Genomic DNA, 17,833 nt, shown 5'->3' on the forward strand with positions numbered 1-17,833 from the left:
GCTATTGAATATCATATGATTAAACGATTCAAATAGCCGAAAGTAGATGCGCTAATGGACTTGTTCCTTAGCGCATTTTTTATGATTCTTGCAGATAAAGAGAATGACTAAGTGCTATGTAACAAGTTAATTACACTTTTGATCGCTGCTATTTTCGTCATGCTACTGGCTTAAGTGCTTGGCCGCGTTATGGTAGGGCTTATTCGATAGGGCTAATGTTTCATTAACTTATCTATTAGATTATCCATAATGCGGGCATTGAGCGCTCCACACCAACAATCAATCAAGAACGGGAACTGCTCAATGCCAATGACAAGGAGCTAGGTATGCAAGATGAGTCAGGCAAGATGTGGAAGGCGGCAACACAGGTTATTCATGGCGGTCATGAGCGAGAGGCTTTTGGTACCTTAGTGACGCCGCTTTATCAAAGTGCGACTTTTGTGTTTGAGTCTGCACAGCAAGGTGGTGAGCGATTTGCGGGTAATGAGCCGGGGTATATTTACACGCGCTTAGGGAATCCGACAACCGCTGAGCTTGAACGTAAAATGGCGATTTTAGAAGGGGCTGAGGCCGCAGCAGCAACTGCTTCTGGTATGGGCGCAGTATCCGCCGCATTGCTGGCTAATTTGCAGATGGGCGATCACTTAGTGGCGTCGAATGCCGTATACGGTTGTACTTATGCGCTAATGACGACTCAGTTTGCCCGCTTTGGTATTGAAGTGTCCCTAGTGGACTTTTCATCGGAAGCAGAAATAGAAGCGGCGATTAAATCCAATACTAAGGTCATTTTCTGTGAAACCCCAGTCAATCCGCATTTGCAGGTATTTGATTTAGCGGCAATTGCGAATATTGCCAAACGTCATCAGTTGGTCAGTATTGTCGACAATACCTTCATGACGCCATTACTGCAGAGACCTCTGGATTTTGGCATTGATTTGGTGGTCCACAGTGCGACTAAATATCTTAATGGCCATGGCGATGTGATTGCGGGAATAGTGTGTGGCAGTGAAGAACAGCTCCATAAAGTGAAGTATGAAATTTTAAAGGATATTGGCGCTGTGATATCGCCACATGATGCTTGGCTGATCTTACGCGGCCTAAAAACCTTAGATGTGCGTTTGCAGCGCCATTGCGATAGTGCCCAGCGCGTGGCAGAGTTTTTGGCGGAACATCCAAGCATTACACGTGTGTATTACCCCGGGCTTAAATCTCATCAAGGGCATAAATTCATTGGCCAGCAGATGAAACGTGCTGGTGGTGTTATCGCGTTTGAACTGGCGGCAAATTTAGAAGAAGCCATGGCCTTTGTCGGATATCTAAAGTTGTTCTCAATTGCGGTGAGTCTAGGTGACGCTGAATCCCTGATTCAACATCCTGCATCGATGACGCATTCACCTTATACGCCAGAGGCAAGGGCTGCCGCTGGGATTGGTGATAATTTGCTGCGGATCTCTATTGGTTTAGAAGATTGTGACGACATCATCGCCGACTTGAACCAAGCGCTAGCTCGATTAGCTTAATGAATGTTGTTATTTTAAAGACCGTTAGCTATTTGAATGATAAAAGGATGCTTTTTGCATCTTTTTATCATAGTCAAGCACTGGCTCATTGAGCTGAAGACAGAAGTTTAGCGATAGTGAATATTTATGACGCCGATTTGGTATTTCGGGACAGCTTAGACTATTTTTGATTTGAGGCCACGGAAGTAGGACGAAAGGCCGCAAATCATGGAATAGAGGAATTGTTATGAAAACCACAAATCGTATACCTGCTTTTATGAGTGCCATAGCATTAACGGCTTTTTTGGCAAGCCCAGCAATCGCAACAGAAACCCCAACCAAGGCCGCCGTGAAAGTACAGGCTAAAACTGAAGCGGGTGAAATGGCATCGGATGTGAAGAAAGCTATGCCAGATGCCGCTCAAGTCAACATCAATACCGCTTCAGCCGAGCAGTTACTCGTACTCAAAGGGATTGGTGCCGCAAAGGCTCAAGCGATTGTCGACTATCGCACTAAAAATGGTAAGTTCAATGCTATAGATGACTTAGCGAATGTCTCTGGTGTTGGGGCTAAGATAATTGAGCAAAATCGCCATTTGATCAAGTTGTAACCACCTTTGGCGATGATTGCGCTGTAGCCTGCTGATTTTTATGATAAGAGATTCAGTAAAACATATATAAAAGTCTGCATTTGCAGGCTTTTATCATTTCAATCACTCCATTTGCTTATAGATTGTGCAGTTAGGTGGGATATTAAGAGATCTTATCGATTAGCGCTTGATCCCTTAGGGTCCATGGGGGATAATCCTTCGCGTTCAAGCAATGCTTTGGTTTATGTCATTCAAAGTAATGTTCGAAGTTATGGTGACCCTAGGGTCCCCCCGCAATGATAACTTGTGAACTCGGCCAGGCCCGGAAGGGAGCAACCGCAGCAAGCGACTCGTGTGCCGGGGTGTCGGCTCTAGGGGAACCTCCAATTCAACAGTCCCTCTGTTTATTTCCGTTGTACTTCTCTATATCTACTCAATTTATATTATTTAATATTTTAGCTTACAGGCTATTTCCGTTTTCTGCCGTTAATCATTTATAGCATTAATATTTCTGCACAATGAGATAATCTATTACCTGCCTCTGTTCTTGCCACTGCAACGGCTAAAAATGCTCTCAATAGTAACTCTTAGCAAGATTAGCGATTTGCTTCGGCTTCTTCCTGTAATCTTTTTTGCAGATTTTGTTTAAGAAAGGCGCGGGACTTTTCGAGTGCGGTTTGGATCTCACGCTTTAATTCCTGCAGCTCGTTATAGTCTTCAAAGAAGTAAGTATCGACGAGGTGGCGTATGTAGCGCACAGGCAGTTGATTTAAGGTCACGCAACATAAGTCGGCGAGATAGTCCTCAGGAAGTTCGTCCATAAGTCCTTCATCTGACAATATTTCCATTAAAAGAACTTCGTAGTAATTACGGATTTCGAGTTGCATTGTTATGCTCCATGACGGTTTTCATTGAGTTTGCTACCACAAATGATTTGCCGCAATAAAAAGTTGGCTGTGTCTTTGGCTTAATTGTAGTGCGTCTCTGCTGTAGCCGCCGCCTATCACGGCTGCAATTGGAATATTTTCCGATTTTGCCATTGATAACACAGTTAAATCCCGTCTGAACAGTCCTTCTTGGCTGGTATTGAGCAAGCCAAGATCATCATTTTGATGAATATCGACCCCAGCATCATAAAGAATCAGATCTGGTTGATGGATTCGGATAAGGAGGGCGAGTGTCTGCTCCACAGTTTCGAGATACAGATTGTCGTCGCTGCCTTTGGTTAGCTCAATATCATGGTGGGAATGCTGCTTACGACTCGGGAAATTCTCTTTGCAGTGAATCGAGCAACTGATGATCCCTTGATATTGGTGGCTAAGGGTTGCACTGCCGTCACCTTGATGCACATCGCAATCAAAAATCAGTACCTTGTGTACTTGATGGCTTGCGATGGCATTTCTGGCCGCGAGGATAAGGTCGTTGAAAATACAATAGCCGCTGCCAAAATTGTAATGGGCGTGATGGTAGCCCCCCGTGAGGTGCAGGGCAATACCCTGATTTATGGCTAATGAAGCTGTGAGTGTGGTGCCTGCTACTGAATGCAAGGTACGCTCAACTAAGGCTTCACTCCACGGGAAACCAATCCGTCTTAGCGCCGCTGTTGGCAAGGTACCCGCGATAAATTGCTCTACATATTCGCGTTGATGCACTTGTATTACATCTTCTGCATTCATGGCCGTTGGTGCGTGGAACTGTGCAGTCGTGGCAATGTGGTTATCGAGTAAGTACTGCCGTAAATGTGCGTATTTAGTGGTGGGAAATCTGTGATGGGGAGGAAGCGCCAGCTTGGAATAGCTGGCGTGATAAACCAGTGGGATCAGAGTCAATATTGACTAAACCTCGTTATCGCAAGTTGTTATAGCTGTGAAATTGCCCAGCTCATAAATTCTTTACGGGTTTTTTCATCCGCTTGTAGCCACCAGTATTGCAACATTTGTTGTGGGTTGGCTCCTGCTGCTTTAGAGGTGTCTACGGGGGCGGTGAGTGATGTTGCGTTAACGGTCGCCGATGTTGTCACCGGTGCAGGTGCAACGGCTACTACTGCACCAGCGGCACCAGTTGCTGCTGCGGCAGTACCGGATACGTCAACGGCTTGATTACCACTGAAAAGGCGAGAGACGAAGCTTTCTTCTTCTAAATTGGTATTCACTACTTGGTAATTGACGTTGCCTTTGTCACTACGGGTTAATTTGATTTGTGGGTTTTGCGCGTAAACTTTAGGCTTTTTAACGACTTCACCTTCGGCCGCTTGCAGGTAATATTGATGGTCGCCATCAACATCTAAAGTAACGATGAAAGGTGCTGACTTAACAAAGGTTTGGCTGTCACTAAAATCATCCTCTACCATTTCATGATAACGAATGGCGATTTTGTGAGTGCCGGGGGCCAATTCTAAGCTGCTTTTATGGTTGAATACGCTCGACTCGACTTTTTTACCATCAAGAGCAAGATACTCAAATGACATAGGAATGTTCAGATCTGCAGCGAAGGCTGAGGCAGATCCGAGTAATACTAGCAGGCTGCTAATTGGCAAAAGTGATTTCATTGTTACTCCTTAACGGTTATTACTCTGATACGGGCGTTCGAATATTTGAATGCGATCTTCTATATAACTAATAGCTTGCCTGCATTTTCCTAGACGACGATGCATCAAAAGGATGTCATTTTGCAATTTTATTTTGTCAGCACTATGACAGTTTTCAAGTTTTGATTCCATTTCTTCAATTTTTTGTTCAAATTTTTTCGCCCAATTAAGATGTTTGTTCAATTCTTCGTAGATCTCATGACTATTTTGCATCACGTTATTGGCGATCCAATCGAAACCACTGGCTTGGTGAGACTGATTCTGGTGCTGTGCAAAACGGGCACGGCTACTGGCACGCTGCTGAGTTTTAGACTTAATGTCAATAGAAGTGGTCAGCAAGGCTCGTTTGACTGCGGTGAATCTATCTTGGATCCGCTCACAGCTCAGGGCAATGGTCTGGGGGGCGAGTTTAAGCTTAATTTGTTTTTCGAGCTGCATAATACTGTTACGAATTTGTTCAATACAGGGGCCGAGTTGGGCGCCGTGTTGGACAAACAGCGAGTGATTAAAACGCTCTGTTTCTTGCAGGAGTTTGCGCTGTGGCGGCGCGAGTCGATTATCGTGTTGCAGTACTTCTTGCTCTAGGGCTTTGAGCTGATTTTTTAGCATCACCAGTAATTGTTGGGTGTTCACAACCATGCGCTCCATGCCAAATTCGCTGCAATCATTAGCACGATCAAAATAAACAGTGGACGAATAAAGGGCATGCCAAATTTAATCGCGCAGCGGGCGCCGATAAATGAGCCTAACATCATGCACAATCCCATCCACAAACCTATTTGCCACTCTACCTGCCCAAGCCAGCCAAAGATAGTCAGTGCGGTCAAGTTGCTGGTAAAAGTCATCGCACGGGCAAGGCCACAACTGTGCAGTAAAGGCAGTTTATACAAAGAGCCAGATGTGACGGTCCAAAATGCGCCAATGCCTGGGCCTGCAAAACCATCATAAGTGCCTAAAGCCAGTCCCTGTAGCCATTGTTGCTTGGCTGGCGGCTTGCTGGTTGGTACTTGGCAGTTAACGTCTGACATCGCATTGGGGCTGATTAAACTGTAAATGGCGATGCCAATGATCAGCAAGGGTAGGACCTTTTCGAGCCATTGAGTATTGACTAAATAGACTAAGAAACTGCCCAATGCCGCGCCGATAAAGGTGGCGATAAAAGCCATGTACCAAAACGAGGGTTTAAAGAGGTGCTTGCGATAATAGGTCCAAGCCGCCATAAAAGAGCCAAAGCTTGCGGCTAACTTATTGGTGCCTAATACGGTATGGGGTGCAATGCCTAAGGTTAACAGTGCGGGGATCGACAATAGGCCACCGCCACCCACGACGGCATCAATGAATCCAGCGATAAGACCTATGACTGCCAACAGGGCCCAATGACTGGGCTCGAGTAACAACTCCAAATTTTAATCCTACTCTATAACACGTCTAAAGGGCGGTAAGGCATCCAGTAAGGACTTGCCATAGCGTTTAGTGACTAACCGCCTATCTAAAATGGTCACTCGGCCATAATCTTGCTCTTTACGCAGTAATCTACCACAACTTTGAATAAGCTTACGTGAAGCATCTGGAATCGTTAGTTGTAAGAAGGGATTACCGCCTTTGACTTTGACATATTCTGCATGCGCTTGCTCAACGGGCGAGGTTGGTACGGCAAAGGGCAGTTTAGTGACGATCAAGTTAGTCAGATAATCGCCGGGCAAGTCGAGACCTTCAGAAAAACTGCCGGTGCCAAACAAGATGCTTGGTTCGCCCTTATCGCATTTAGCTTTATGATTTTCTAATAATTGTTGCCGTGGCGCATTGCCTTGGATAAGTAGCTCAGTGGTGAGTTTACCTTCAAGTAATTCAACCACTTTTTCCATCTGCCAGTAGGAGGCGAATAGCACTAAGGTTGCCATTTCGCCTTCAATAAGGGTGATGATTTGTTCGGCAAGTTCAGCCGTATAGGCATCATCCGTCGGCTCAGTGCGCATTTTGGGTAAATAAAGTGTCGCATTATTGGGGTAATCGAAGGGCGATTGTAAGGCTAAATAACGGCTGCCATCGTTGAGTGATAACCCCACCTGATGTACGAAATGGTCGAAGTTATTGAGTGCGCGCAGCGTGGCGCTACATAAGACTACGCCTGCGGCCTTTTGCCACAGCATGGATTCCAGCATAAAGCCGACTTCGATAGGTGAGGCGCTAAACAGATAATCCACTTGTTTACCTGTGATGAGTTCGACCCAGCGCGCCATAGGTGCACCTTTGTGCTTATCTTCCTTGGCCATCATCCTCCACAATTTCTGCAGGTTTTCGAGCCTTTGCAGCATAAATCCGGTTTCGGCCAATAGCGCTTCGGATTGATGTTTAGGAATATCGCCATCTTTAATCGCCTCGGCCAGCAGTGACAGCATTTTATTAAACTGTTTGAGGGCTAGATTAGAGGTAACAGCGAGGTTTTCGGCGAGAATGAGTAATGACTCTGGTAGTTTGCCGTGCTCAAAACGCAGACGGTTTTCAGGATTGGCAAAGTGTTTGGTCTGGGTATCGCAGTAGTGGGCCACTTGATTGAGCTGGGCGATAAGATCGCCTAAATGATCTTGCATCGCCTGCGCGGGGGCAATGATATTGTTGCTCTTTATTTGGTTTTGTAACTTGGCGCAGGTTTTACCAATTTTTTCGAGCCAGTCGCATGCGCCCCTCAACGTGGCCTGTGCACTGGAGAAATCCCGCGCCACAATCGGTAAGTGATGTGCCTCATCGATAACATAAAATACGTCTTCTGGATCGGGCAAAATCACGCCGCCACCTAGCTCTAAATCGGCGAATAACAAGCTGTGGTTGGCGATGAGTACATCCCAGGTATCGACATCTTCACGGGCTTTATGGAACGGGCAATTTCTGTGGCTGGCGACTTGGCGATGACAGCTGTGTTTGTCGCAGGCGATTTGTTGCCACAGGTGATCGGGCAGCGGCACGGCTAAGGTGTCGATTTCGCCGTTCCAGCGACCTTCGTTATAGTCTTTTAACAGGCCATGCATCATAGCTACTTGGCTATTGTCAGGCTTAGTTTGCCACATGGCCATTTGTGTACTGTTGTCGTCACCGATGAGCATCGCCAGTTTCGATAGACACACATAACGTTGTCGACCTTTGACTAGGCCAAAGCGGAAATTTAAGCCGGATTGCTCAAGGAAGAAGGGCAAGTCTTTATGCAGTAATTGTTCTTGCAGGGCGACGGTCGCGGTGGCGATACAGACTTTTTTCTTGCTCGCTAATGCCAGTGGAATGGTACCGAGAATATAAGACAATGATTTACCGATACCAGTGCCTGCTTCGACCACTATGATGCGCCTATCTTTGTCATAGTCGCCGGCGAGGGTCTTAGAGATTTCCGCCACCATATAGTTTTGTTCGCGGCGCGGCCTAAAATTAGGCAAGGCGGTAGCGATATCCTTATAGATGGCGCGGATCTGGGTTTTTACATTGTCAGGTAACATGCGTCACTACTTTATCGAATTAATGCTGTACATAATAACAGTGATTGCATAGCCTAAGAAACTTTTCTGCCATTTGGCGGCATTTAAATTGAGGAACCATCTAAATTGACTAGCTATGCGATTTGGGAAACCATGCGATGAAGTCAGAGGCTACCGCGGCCGTTAGTGTACAAGGTCGAGTCTTAACACGCCATGCGATTCATCGTCATGGGATTTTAGTGTTGCAGTATTATCTGGCTACCGCCCAAGGCCCTGTGCTGGTGGAAGTGCAAGGCACTGAACACATTTGTTTTTGTCATCAAACTGATGTCACGGCTTTGCAGTTGCAAACGCCGGGTCAAGCATTGCGGTTTGTACCGTTAGCACTCAAAAGCTTTAAAGGCGGCGCGGTTAGTGGTGTTTATGCTAAATCTAGCAATAGTTTACGTACCTTACAGCGCATCGCTAAAGATGCCGACATCCCTTTATTTGAAGCCGACATTCGCCCCGAACAGCGTTATTTAATCGAGCGGTTTGTGGCGCTGGATGTGGCATTTTTAGGGCATTTCTCTGCGACGAGTAACATACACGCGCCGACTAGCGACAGTCTTGAGGCTAACTCGCTGCCCGTGTTTATCGCCGAGCGGGCTAAGAGTATTGCCCCTTTAACGGCTGTACATTTGCGCTGTATTTCACTGGATTTTGAATGCAGCTTTGAAGGTTTACTCTATTCAGTTGCACTATATGGTCAATACAGTGGCCGAGACGAAGAGCAAGACAGTCTCAAGCAGACTTATGAAAAAGTGATTATGGTGGGTGAGGCTGAATCAAACTCTCCCGAATATATTGAATGGGTGGCCGATGAGGCTGCACTCATTCATCGATTAATCGCGTGGTTCCATGAGTTTGATCCTGACTTTGTCATAGGTTGGTCAGTGGTGAGTTTTGACCTCGCACTCTTGTCACGCCGGGCATTATTACACCGTATTCCGCTCACCATTGGCCGCGGAGGGGCAAAGCTTGAGTGGAAAGTCGATAATAAATTTCGGCCAGAAACCTTAGTTTTACCGGGCCGTGTGGTACTCGATGGTATCGATTGGCTCAAAGCCGCTTTCTATCATTTTGAGCGGTTCTCGTTGGAATTTGTATCACGGAAATTATTGGGTGAAGGCAAGGCCATTCATAACGTGGATAATCGCGTTGAAGAAATTGATCAGTTGTTTAAGGCCAATAAACAAGCATTAGCACATTACAATCTTACTGACAGCCGTCTGGTGTGGGATATTTTTAGTCATACTCAATTATGGGAGTTCGCCCTCGCGCGAGCTGAACTAACAGGTTTAGAGTTGGGGCGAGTTGGGGCTTCGGTGGCGGCATTTAATCATTTGTATTTACCCCATCTACATCGAGCAGGTTACGTCGCACCCTATGCTCCTGCGAGTGATGGGATCGAAAGCCCCGGCGGCTATGTGATGGATTCTGTACCGGGACTTTATAAGCACATCTTAGTGTTCGATTTTAAAAGTCTGTATCCCTCCATTATTCGTACCTTTTTGATTGACCCTAAGGGATTAATTGAAGGTTTGCGATTGCCCGAGTCTGACTGTGTTGCGGGGTTTCTCGGTGGGCGTTTCAGTCGGCAACAGCCCATTTTACCTAAGCTTATCCAAACATTATCTGAGCAGCGCGAAAAGGCCAAACGTGAGCACAATGCGCCTTTATCCCAAGCGATAAAAATTATCATGAACTCGTTGTATGGGGTTTTAGGTTCTCAAGGTTGTGTTTTCCACGATGCAAAGTTAGCAAGTTCGATCACTATGCGTGGCCATCAAATCATGAAACAAACCCGCGCATGGATAGAAGAGATGGGCTATCAAGTGATTTACGGCGATACGGATTCGACCTTTGTCTGGCTTGGCAGCGAGCCTGATCTCTCAGACATTAACGCCTTAGGTAACACTCTGGCGCGGGAAATTAATGCTAAGTGGCAGGCTAAGATCGCTGAAGATCATCAAGTTGAGAGTTTTCTCGAGTTACAGTTTGAACGCCACTATGAGCAGTTTTTTATGCCGACCTTAAGGGGGTCGTTAGAAGGCAGTAAAAAACGTTATGTTGGCGCGTGGCGCAATGCGAGCGATGAACTTGAGCTTACTTTTAAAGGTATGGAGCAAGTGCGCAGTGATTGGAGCCCTTTAGCGCGCAAAGTTCAAGAGTCACTCTATGAACGGATGTTTAACCAAAGGGATATTAGTGTTTATTTGGCCAGTGTGTTTGAAAAGCTGCTTGATGGTGAGTTGGATGATGATTTGGTATTTCGCAAACGTATGCGACGCAATATTGAAGATTACACGGCTAAATCTTCTCCCCATGTTAAAGTCGCTCAACAATTATGCGACTTAACAGGAGATGCCTCTTTTGGCAAGCGTGGGGCGCAGATTGATTATCTGATTACTGTAAATGGACCGGAATCCTTACTGTACAGAACGTCACCAATTGATTACCAATACTACATTGATAAGCAAATTGGCCCTATTGCCGAGCCTGTTTTTTCGATAATGAAACTAAACTACATGGATATTGCGTCAAAGCAGTTGCTGTTAATATAGTGTTTTTAATGTTCTTTATGTGTTGCGCAGGGTGGCGAATGTAGCGTTTTAACCTGTTTTGTAGAGGTTAACTGGTTTGTTTTTGTGATGTTAATCGACATATTCTTTAGGTTTAGCTTTGAGGGAATATTGAAAGTTTGCTACCCTTTAAGAGGAAATTGTAAGGAAATATAACAACGGAATGACGTTGACAGAACATAAACAAAAAAGGTTAAGCACCAAATGAACAAGACGTTAGTAGCAACTGCGCTTGCAGCAATTTTTTTAGTTCCATCAGTCTCAGCTATCGAGATCTATAAAGATAATAAAAATGCCGTAGAAATCGGTGGTTTTATTGATGCACGCGTGATCAACACTCAAGGGGAAACAGAGGTTGTTAACGGCGCATCTCGCATTAATTTTGGTTTTAATCGTGAGTTGACTGACGGTTGGAAAGCATTTGCTAAATTGGAATGGGGTGTGAACCCTGTAGGTAGTAGCGACATCGTCTATAACAATCGCTTCGAATCTGTTCAAGAAGAGTTCTTTTATAACCGTTTAGGTTACGCTGGTCTGTCCCATGACACTTATGGAACACTGACTATTGGTAAGCAGTGGGGCGCTTGGTACGATGTCGTTTACAACACTAACTACGGTTTTGTGTGGGACGGTAACACTGCAGGTGTTTACACTTATAATAAAGATGATGGCGCGGTAAACGGTGTTGGTCGTGGTGATAAAACAGTTCAATATCGCAATGCATTTGGCGATGTAAGCTTTGCAGTTCAAGCACAGTTGAAAAACAGCAGCTTCTATACCTGTGATACAACGGATGATATTTCACAAGCTCAGTGTCAAGAGAACTGGGAAAGCGGTGATAAAGCAGCTCAACAAGTAGAATACAATTATACTTATGGTGGCGCGCTGACCTATAAAGCCACTGATATGCTGACCTTAACTGCGGGTGTTAACCGCGGTGAGTTTGATGTGAGTTTTGGTAACGGCGAACAAACCACAGCGGTTGATCTTATCTACGGTGCGGGTATCACTTGGGGTAACTTCGATAGCAATGGCTTATACGCTGCTGCAAACGTTAACAGACAAGAAAATCATGACACAGACAATATTGGTCGTTTGATTAAAGACGCTTATGGTATTGAAAGTTTAGTTTCATACAAGTTTGACAATGGATTACGCCCATTCATTTCTTACAACGTGCTTGATGCCGGTAAAGACTATGTCATTCAACCTAACTTTAATGCCGATCCTAACGATGAGTTCAAACGTCAGTTTGTCGTGGTTGGTTTGCATTTTGTATGGGACCCAAACACAGTTCTATATGTAGAAGCACGTAAAGATTACAGTGATTTTTCTGGAGAACATGAAGCCAGAATGTCGCTTTCAGAATCTGACGGCGTTGCAATCGGTATCCGTTACACGCTCTAAGTTCGACCTTATCTATTACAATTGTTTAGAATTGTGCCAGTTGTAAGTGTTGCTCCAAAGCCCAAAGTGTAAAACTTTGGGCTTTTTCATTCAAAAAGGTTATTAAACTCAATAATATCGTCTTAAATGGTTTAAGTTTTAGCATTTTCTCTCCTTACAACAAACTCATGTCAATTATGATCTAAGTTGTGCTATCTCCATCCCCTAAAATCACTTGCTGTATAAATAATCATCATCCACGTGTCCACATGTACCTTTGTTAGGGTAATAATGTGTTATTTGTTTGTTATTTGTTGATTTATTGTTTCACATGTGATTTTATTGCTCTTGAAATTGACGTGTTAGCAACTAAGGTTGCGCTAGAGCAATTTACGCTATCTATGCATAAATGTAGATGCAGAATATAAGAAAAACATGATTTATCAAGGGAGATAGACAATGTATAAGAATAATTTTTTAGCAAGCTCAGTACGTTTGGCTCTTGTTGGTGGAGTTGCTGCGTTAGCATTTACATCAGTACCGGCTATTTCTGCAGAGGCGCAGGGAGAGAAGATCGAGCGTATTGAGGTTACTGGTTCAAGTATCAAGCGCACTGATATGGAAGGTTCACTGCCTATTACTGTAATTTCAAGAGAGGATATTGATAGAACTGGCCTGACTAGCGCTGGTGATTTAGTTCAATCTTTACCATCAATGCAAGGATTTACAACTGACGCAGATTCTGTTGGTGGTGGTGGTGGTGGTGTCAAATCGGCTTCCTTACGTGGTTTAGGTGCTAGTTACACACTAGTATTGATGAATGGGCGCAGAATGGCGCCCCGCGGTTCGGGTTCAACAATTGATTTAAATAGTATTCCTTTAGCTGCAATTGAGCGTGTTGAGGTATTAACTGATGGTGCTTCTGCGTTGTATGGTTCAGATGCTATTGCAGGGGTTGTTAACTTTATTACCAAAAAAGATCTTCAAGGTTTTAACGTAGCAGCTCGTTACAATAAACCACAGGAATCAGGTGGTACTAGCAGTAATCTTTCATTCACTGGTGGCTTTGGTGATTATGAAAAAGATGGCTTTAACATTTTATTCTCTGTTGGGCATGATGAGCAAGAGCAACTAAAAGCAACCGATCGTGATTTTGCTAAGACTGGTATTATTAATTTTAATCGTAATAATCAGGAATATTATTACGTTAAGGGTTCTCCAAATGCTATTCCTGGTAACGCTAGAGCCTACTACATGGAGAATGGTGTAAGAAAGAACGTTGTTTTCAACCCATATTTGAAAACAAATGGCGATTGTGCTCCTGACAATTTCCAAGTTGGGGACTTATGTCAATTTGACTACACTACAACAGTTGAAATTTTGCCAGAAAGCTCTCGTGACTCTGTAATTCTAGGTGCTGATTTTGCCTTAACTGATGACATCAAGCTCTTTGCAAATATGATGTATTCAGATTTTTCTCAAACAACTCGTATTGCACCCAATGCAACAGGCTTCTTTACCATACCCACAGATTCGCCGTTAGTTGATAAATGGGTTACTCCAAATTTGACTCAAGCCCAACGTGATAATTTAGTACGGGTAGATGCACAGTGGCGAGCATTACCACTTGGGGGGCGTGCAACTGAATGGAATACAAAGTCTACGCATTTAGTGACGGGCATTGAGGGGCTCGCGGGTGAAATTGATTATTCAGCTGCTTTTACTTACTCTAAAAATGATACTGATGAAAATGTGGCTGGTGGATACCCTCTTTTTGATGAATTTATGACACTGATGGGAACGGGTAAAGTAGATATTTTTGCAACACCAGATCAAATAAGTCAAGAAGGTAAAGATCTGCTTAGTCAGACACAATTTAATGGCAACTGGAGTAATGATACAACAGAAGTAAAAGCGTTAGATGCTAAAGCTTCTATGCCTGTTTTTGAAACATCTGCAGGTACTGCATATTTAGGTACTGGTGCAGAGTTCCGTAATACTCATTATGTGTCTTCAATAGCAGAAGCAAATAAGCAAGATTTGTTATTGGGTTCTAATACTGGTACTGAATATGATTTAGCGCGTGATAGCTATGGTGCATTCGTAGAGTTAATTGTTCCTGTTATTACTGACTTAGAGCTTACAGGCTCACTACGTTATGATAATGTTGGCGCTATAACCAATGATTTTGCTTATGATGCTGCTGGAGTTGCTATTCCTGGTTCAAGTACAGTAAATGATTCTGAAAGTGCTGTTACTTATAAAATATCTTTACGATATCAGGCAACAGAAGATCTTTTATTAAGAGCTTCAACTGGAACCGGTTTCAAAGTACCTTCAATGTTGTCAATTGCTAACCCTAGAGTTGATTTTGGCGTAACAAGTGGTTCGTATGATTGTCCTTTCGCGGGAACATCAGATCCTCTAGCAACACTATGCCCTACAAGTGCACAGCAGTATGAAGCATTTAGTGAAGGTAATGCTAAATTAAAGCCTGAGACTTCTAAACAGTATTCTGTTGGTTTTGTATATGCTCCTGATTCTGATTTCAGTTTCTCATTAGATTACTGGAATATTGAATTAAGTGATATGGTCACAAGTGTGACTGAATCTCAAATTATGTCAGATCCTACTCGTTATAGAGATTTGTTTACAACTAAGTTAAACAAAGGAACAGGTGAAGAGGAGATTGCAATTGTTTACTCAGATATTAACGTCGGTAAATCCAAAAATGCTGGTTATGACTGGAATTTAACATTAGGACATGACCTTTCATTCGGTCGTTTGAATAACACATTATCAGGAACTTACATTACTGATAGCGAATATACCCGTCCAGGAACAGATAGTGATTGGATTTCTAGCTTAGGTCGATTTGGCGATGATGACGCAGTCGTCTTCCGTACAACAGCACAGTTTGTTAGTACTCTGAAAACTGGTGATTTTGATAACTCAGTTACAATTCGTTATCGTTCAGGTTATGCAGACCAAGAGAACTATGTTCGCGAAGGAAGTATTACGGGCGAAGATAAATTAATCCAGTTAGCGGTACCGTCTTATACAACGGTAAATTTTCAATCTCAATACACTATTATTGACGATTTAAAACTGTCATTTGGTATCAATAACTTGTTTGACGTGGCTCCGCCATTATCTTTACGTTCTAGTGGTGCAGGTCACCAAGTTGGCTATGATCCAAGATATACTGATTCATTAGGACGTACTTTCTATGTTTCAGTAGATTACAAGTTCTAGAAAGCTAAAAATTTATAACTTATTGAAAATAAAATGACAAATCCAAATTAACGGGTTTGTCATTTTTTTTGATGGTATGTAATTATTACGTAATAATCAGTATTTTTTACCAAACATTAAAAACCTGAGTTCGGTTTAACAAATCATAACTGCAATAGCATTAAACTCCGCGTTAGTGATGTTCAGTTGTGGTTTATTGTCTTTCAATTGATTGGCGATAAGTCCACAATTATATTGAGCATAAATCCATGCTCGCTGCGGTGTCTGGATTGCTCTATTTGTGATATATTTTTTAACTAGCAGTTGATGGTTTCTATGATAAAACGTCTCGACAGCATCGCTCTATCCCACAATGACATCGCCTTCGCTTTCATATTCTTACGCACGTTCGTCATCAACTTCACGCCTTTCTCCTGCAATTCACTGGACAGCACTTTACTGATATCTCCTTTATCTGCATAGAGTTTATTCATATCACTTCGCACCATCTCGTTCATAGGTTGTGTATCATGTACATTCGCAGGGGTCACTTTGGCCGCCACTATTCCGCCTTGATGATTCACAATCAAATGCAGCTTAAAGCCATAGAACCACCCCATAGTGCCTTTACCTCTGCACGCCAGTCCCGCCAAGGTTTTATGGCGATGAATATGTAGGTTATGACACACTTTGATGCTAGTTGAATCAACAAATTCGATACCAGTGGGGTCACTCTTGAGGCTGGCAAAGTAGCTGCAAAGCGGCACTAAAGCGTTGGGCATCACCTTAAGAAAGCGGGCATAGCTGAGTAAATTAGGAAAAGCGGATTTGTAGAAATGAGCCAGATAGCCGATGAAGAAGTTCTTGAAATCACGGTGGTGGTGTTCTGATCTAATCCCATCGGACACTTAATTTTGAGACAGTATGGTCAATAAATTAAGAGGTCTATATGAGTCTGAAGAAATCACATAAGAGTTATCCGCAGGTATTTAAAGATGAAGCCGTCTTGATGGTGTTAGAACAAGGTTATAGTGCCGATGCGGCAAAGTCTCTTGGAGTTAGCGTGAGCCTGCTTTACAACTGGAAGGAAAAACACGAAGCCCTAAGAAGCTCTAAAACAATGCATCACCTTAGAAGAGTCTGAGCGTGATGAGCTAAAGCGATTACGTAAAGAAAACAAAGAATTACGAATGGAGAAAGAAATTCTAAAAATACCCAAGGGGCACGCCGAGGCCAGCGCCTTCTTTGCGAGAGAAATGAAGTAAGATTTCGTTTCATCAAACTGCAATCTCACCTTTTTCCCATAGTACTGTTATGTCGAGTAATGAGTGTAAGTAAATCAGGCTATTACGATTGGCATAAGCGCCCTGCAAACGTGATAAGCCTTGAAACACTGAAGCTTTATCGCCTTGTTCGACAGCTATTTAAGCAAAGTCGAGGCAGCTTAGGGAATCGTGAAATGGTGAAGAAATTGCGCAAGGAAGGCTACTAGGTTGGTCACTATCTCGTTCGTAAAATTATGCACCGCCTTAGACTCAAAGCAAGCCAGCGACGTGCTTACAAGGCGACGACACAACGAAAACACTCAGATGCAGTGGCTGATAACCTGTTAAACATGAACTTTAAACCAGTATCGGCTAATCAGGTTTGAGCGGGTGACGTGACCTATTTAAAGACGGGTGAAGGCTGGATGTATTTGGCAGTGGTGATGGATTTATATTCACGCAGGATTGTGGGATGGCACATAGACAAACGCATGACCTCGGATTTGATATCTAAGGCATTAATGAAAGCCTACAACCTACGCCAACTGGCCAGAGGGTTGGTATTTCACAGTGAGCGAGGCTCGCAATATACCAGTAAGCAATTCGGTAAGCTGCTATTGAGCTATGGTATCCGAGCCAGCATGGGTGATGTGGGTGCGTGTTGGGATAATGCCGTTGTTGAGCGTTTCTTTGATAGCTTGAAACACGATTGGATTTTTAAAGTTAATCAACCAACAAGGGAGTTTATGAAGCAAGATGTGACGGCTTACATGAAATATTATAACTTGGAGCGGCTTCATTTTGCTAATGACGATCTGTCACCTGTAGAGTTTGAGAATTCTCAAGTAAAAGTGTCCAATCTGGGTTGACCAGTACAGGTTAGTCTTATCTATTTGTTAATGCATTTCGACAAATAATCAAATTGTGATTGGTTTTTGTTCGCTTTTATCCGCAGTTCGGATGAGTCAAATTAATGAATGCTTCCTCTAAATTCTTCAACTATTAACATTTCTCGAAAAAACGGGGTCTTCGATTTCTTTAATACTGTTTCAATCCTAATCCTTAAGTAAATTTTTTATTGAGAGGAGTAGGATATGAGTAAAGAGCATCTACTTGAGTCGCCATTATGTTAAAAAATGTTAATTTTAATAAACAGGATACACAAAGTTGGTCGTTAGCTATCGT

11 protein-coding genes, 1 other RNA gene and 2 pseudogenes are annotated in these 17,833 nt (G+C 43.4%); 7 read left to right on the top strand and 7 right to left on the bottom strand.

The features are described 5' to 3' along the window. Window positions 1–326 precede the first annotated feature (326 nt). From megL to ffs, 3 genes are all read left to right on the top strand, one after another. Window positions 327–1,520 carry a methionine gamma-lyase gene (gene megL, locus ACHA99_RS10130; RefSeq protein ID WP_393942534.1) on the top strand — a complete coding sequence of 398 codons (1,194 nt, stop codon included), beginning with the start codon at window positions 327–329 and terminating at the stop codon, window positions 1,518–1,520. A gap of 226 nt (window positions 1,521–1,746) precedes the next feature. After that, on the top strand, window positions 1,747–2,109 hold the full coding sequence (locus ACHA99_RS10135; protein WP_173496509.1) for a ComEA family DNA-binding protein: 363 nt from the start codon (window positions 1,747–1,749) through the stop codon (window positions 2,107–2,109). A gap of 259 nt (window positions 2,110–2,368) precedes the next feature. Beyond that, window positions 2,369–2,466: signal recognition particle sRNA small type (gene ffs / locus ACHA99_RS10140), an RNA gene on the top strand. A gap of 218 nt (window positions 2,467–2,684) precedes the next feature. Here ffs and ACHA99_RS10145 read toward each other — a convergent pair. From ACHA99_RS10145 to dinG, 6 genes are read right to left on the bottom strand one after another with little or no spacing between them, the layout of a single operon-like run. Then, window positions 2,685–2,975 carry a late competence development ComFB family protein gene (locus ACHA99_RS10145; RefSeq protein WP_028760452.1) on the bottom strand — a complete coding sequence of 97 codons (291 nt, stop codon included), beginning with the start codon at window positions 2,973–2,975 and terminating at the stop codon, window positions 2,685–2,687. A gap of 33 nt (window positions 2,976–3,008) precedes the next feature. Further along, window positions 3,009–3,917: a histone deacetylase gene (locus ACHA99_RS10150; RefSeq protein ID WP_393942536.1), complete on the bottom strand. Its 909-nt coding sequence runs from the start codon at window positions 3,915–3,917 to the stop codon at window positions 3,009–3,011. A gap of 29 nt (window positions 3,918–3,946) precedes the next feature. Beyond that, window positions 3,947–4,636, bottom strand: a complete 690-nt coding sequence (locus ACHA99_RS10155; protein ID WP_131524308.1) for a DUF2057 domain-containing protein — start codon at window positions 4,634–4,636, stop codon at window positions 3,947–3,949. A gap of 9 nt (window positions 4,637–4,645) precedes the next feature. Continuing rightward, window positions 4,646–5,314: a primosomal replication protein gene (locus tag ACHA99_RS10160; protein WP_393942539.1), complete on the bottom strand. Its 669-nt coding sequence runs from the start codon at window positions 5,312–5,314 to the stop codon at window positions 4,646–4,648. Further along, on the bottom strand, window positions 5,305–6,078 hold the full coding sequence (locus ACHA99_RS10165) for a sulfite exporter TauE/SafE family protein (protein WP_393942541.1): 774 nt from the start codon (window positions 6,076–6,078) through the stop codon (window positions 5,305–5,307). The genes ACHA99_RS10160 and ACHA99_RS10165 overlap by 10 nt, the downstream gene beginning before the upstream one ends. A gap of 9 nt (window positions 6,079–6,087) precedes the next feature. After that, entirely contained in the window at window positions 6,088–8,160 is a 2,073-nt protein-coding gene (gene dinG / locus ACHA99_RS10170) for an ATP-dependent DNA helicase DinG (protein WP_173245594.1), read from the bottom strand. A 137-nt stretch (window positions 8,161–8,297) separates the two neighbouring features. On the opposite strand from dinG, the gene ACHA99_RS10175 reads away from it, so the two are divergent. From ACHA99_RS10175 to ACHA99_RS10185, 3 genes are all read left to right on the top strand, one after another. Beyond that, window positions 8,298–10,745, top strand: coding sequence for a DNA polymerase II (locus ACHA99_RS10175; protein WP_393942543.1), 2,448 nt, complete (start codon window positions 8,298–8,300; stop codon window positions 10,743–10,745). A gap of 222 nt (window positions 10,746–10,967) precedes the next feature. Then, window positions 10,968–12,170: a porin gene (locus ACHA99_RS10180; RefSeq protein WP_393942545.1), complete on the top strand. Its 1,203-nt coding sequence runs from the start codon at window positions 10,968–10,970 to the stop codon at window positions 12,168–12,170. 438 nt (window positions 12,171–12,608) lie between these two features. Next, complete coding sequence (locus tag ACHA99_RS10185) at window positions 12,609–15,404, top strand: TonB-dependent receptor (RefSeq protein WP_393942547.1); 2,796 nt, start codon at window positions 12,609–12,611, stop codon at window positions 15,402–15,404. A gap of 135 nt (window positions 15,405–15,539) precedes the next feature. Here ACHA99_RS10185 and ACHA99_RS10190 read toward each other — a convergent pair. Next, window positions 15,540–16,264, bottom strand: a pseudogene (locus ACHA99_RS10190) (IS982 family transposase); the annotation flags it as partial. 68 nt (window positions 16,265–16,332) lie between these two features. Here ACHA99_RS10190 and ACHA99_RS10195 point away from each other — a divergent pair. After that, window positions 16,333–17,517 (top strand): annotated as a pseudogene (locus ACHA99_RS10195) (IS3 family transposase). Window positions 17,518–17,833 lie beyond the last annotated feature (316 nt).

Origin of the sequence: Shewanella sp. S23-S33 (genome assembly GCF_043359565.1) — a bacterium.
Lineage (GTDB): Bacteria > Pseudomonadota > Gammaproteobacteria > Enterobacterales > Shewanellaceae > Shewanella > Shewanella oncorhynchi.

Bases quoted from the DNA above. Each gene is read 5' to 3' on its own strand.
- ACHA99_RS10155 (WP_131524308.1), bottom strand. From the start codon at position 4,636: ATGAAATCACTTTTGCCAATTAGCAGCCTGCTAGTATTACTCGGATCT.
- ACHA99_RS10185 (WP_393942547.1), top strand. From the start codon at position 12,609: ATGTATAAGAATAATTTTTTAGCAAGCTCAGTACGTTTGGCTCTTGTT.
- dinG (WP_173245594.1), bottom strand. From the start codon at position 8,160: ATGTTACCTGACAATGTAAAAACCCAGATCCGCGCCATCTATAAGGAT.
- ACHA99_RS10175 (WP_393942543.1), top strand. From the start codon at position 8,298: ATGAAGTCAGAGGCTACCGCGGCCGTTAGTGTACAAGGTCGAGTCTTA.
- megL (WP_393942534.1), top strand. From the start codon at position 327: ATGCAAGATGAGTCAGGCAAGATGTGGAAGGCGGCAACACAGGTTATT.
- ACHA99_RS10160 (WP_393942539.1), bottom strand. From the start codon at position 5,314: ATGGTTGTGAACACCCAACAATTACTGGTGATGCTAAAAAATCAGCTC.
- ACHA99_RS10180 (WP_393942545.1), top strand. From the start codon at position 10,968: ATGAACAAGACGTTAGTAGCAACTGCGCTTGCAGCAATTTTTTTAGTT.
- ACHA99_RS10135 (WP_173496509.1), top strand. From the start codon at position 1,747: ATGAAAACCACAAATCGTATACCTGCTTTTATGAGTGCCATAGCATTA.
- ACHA99_RS10145 (WP_028760452.1), bottom strand. From the start codon at position 2,975: ATGCAACTCGAAATCCGTAATTACTACGAAGTTCTTTTAATGGAAATA.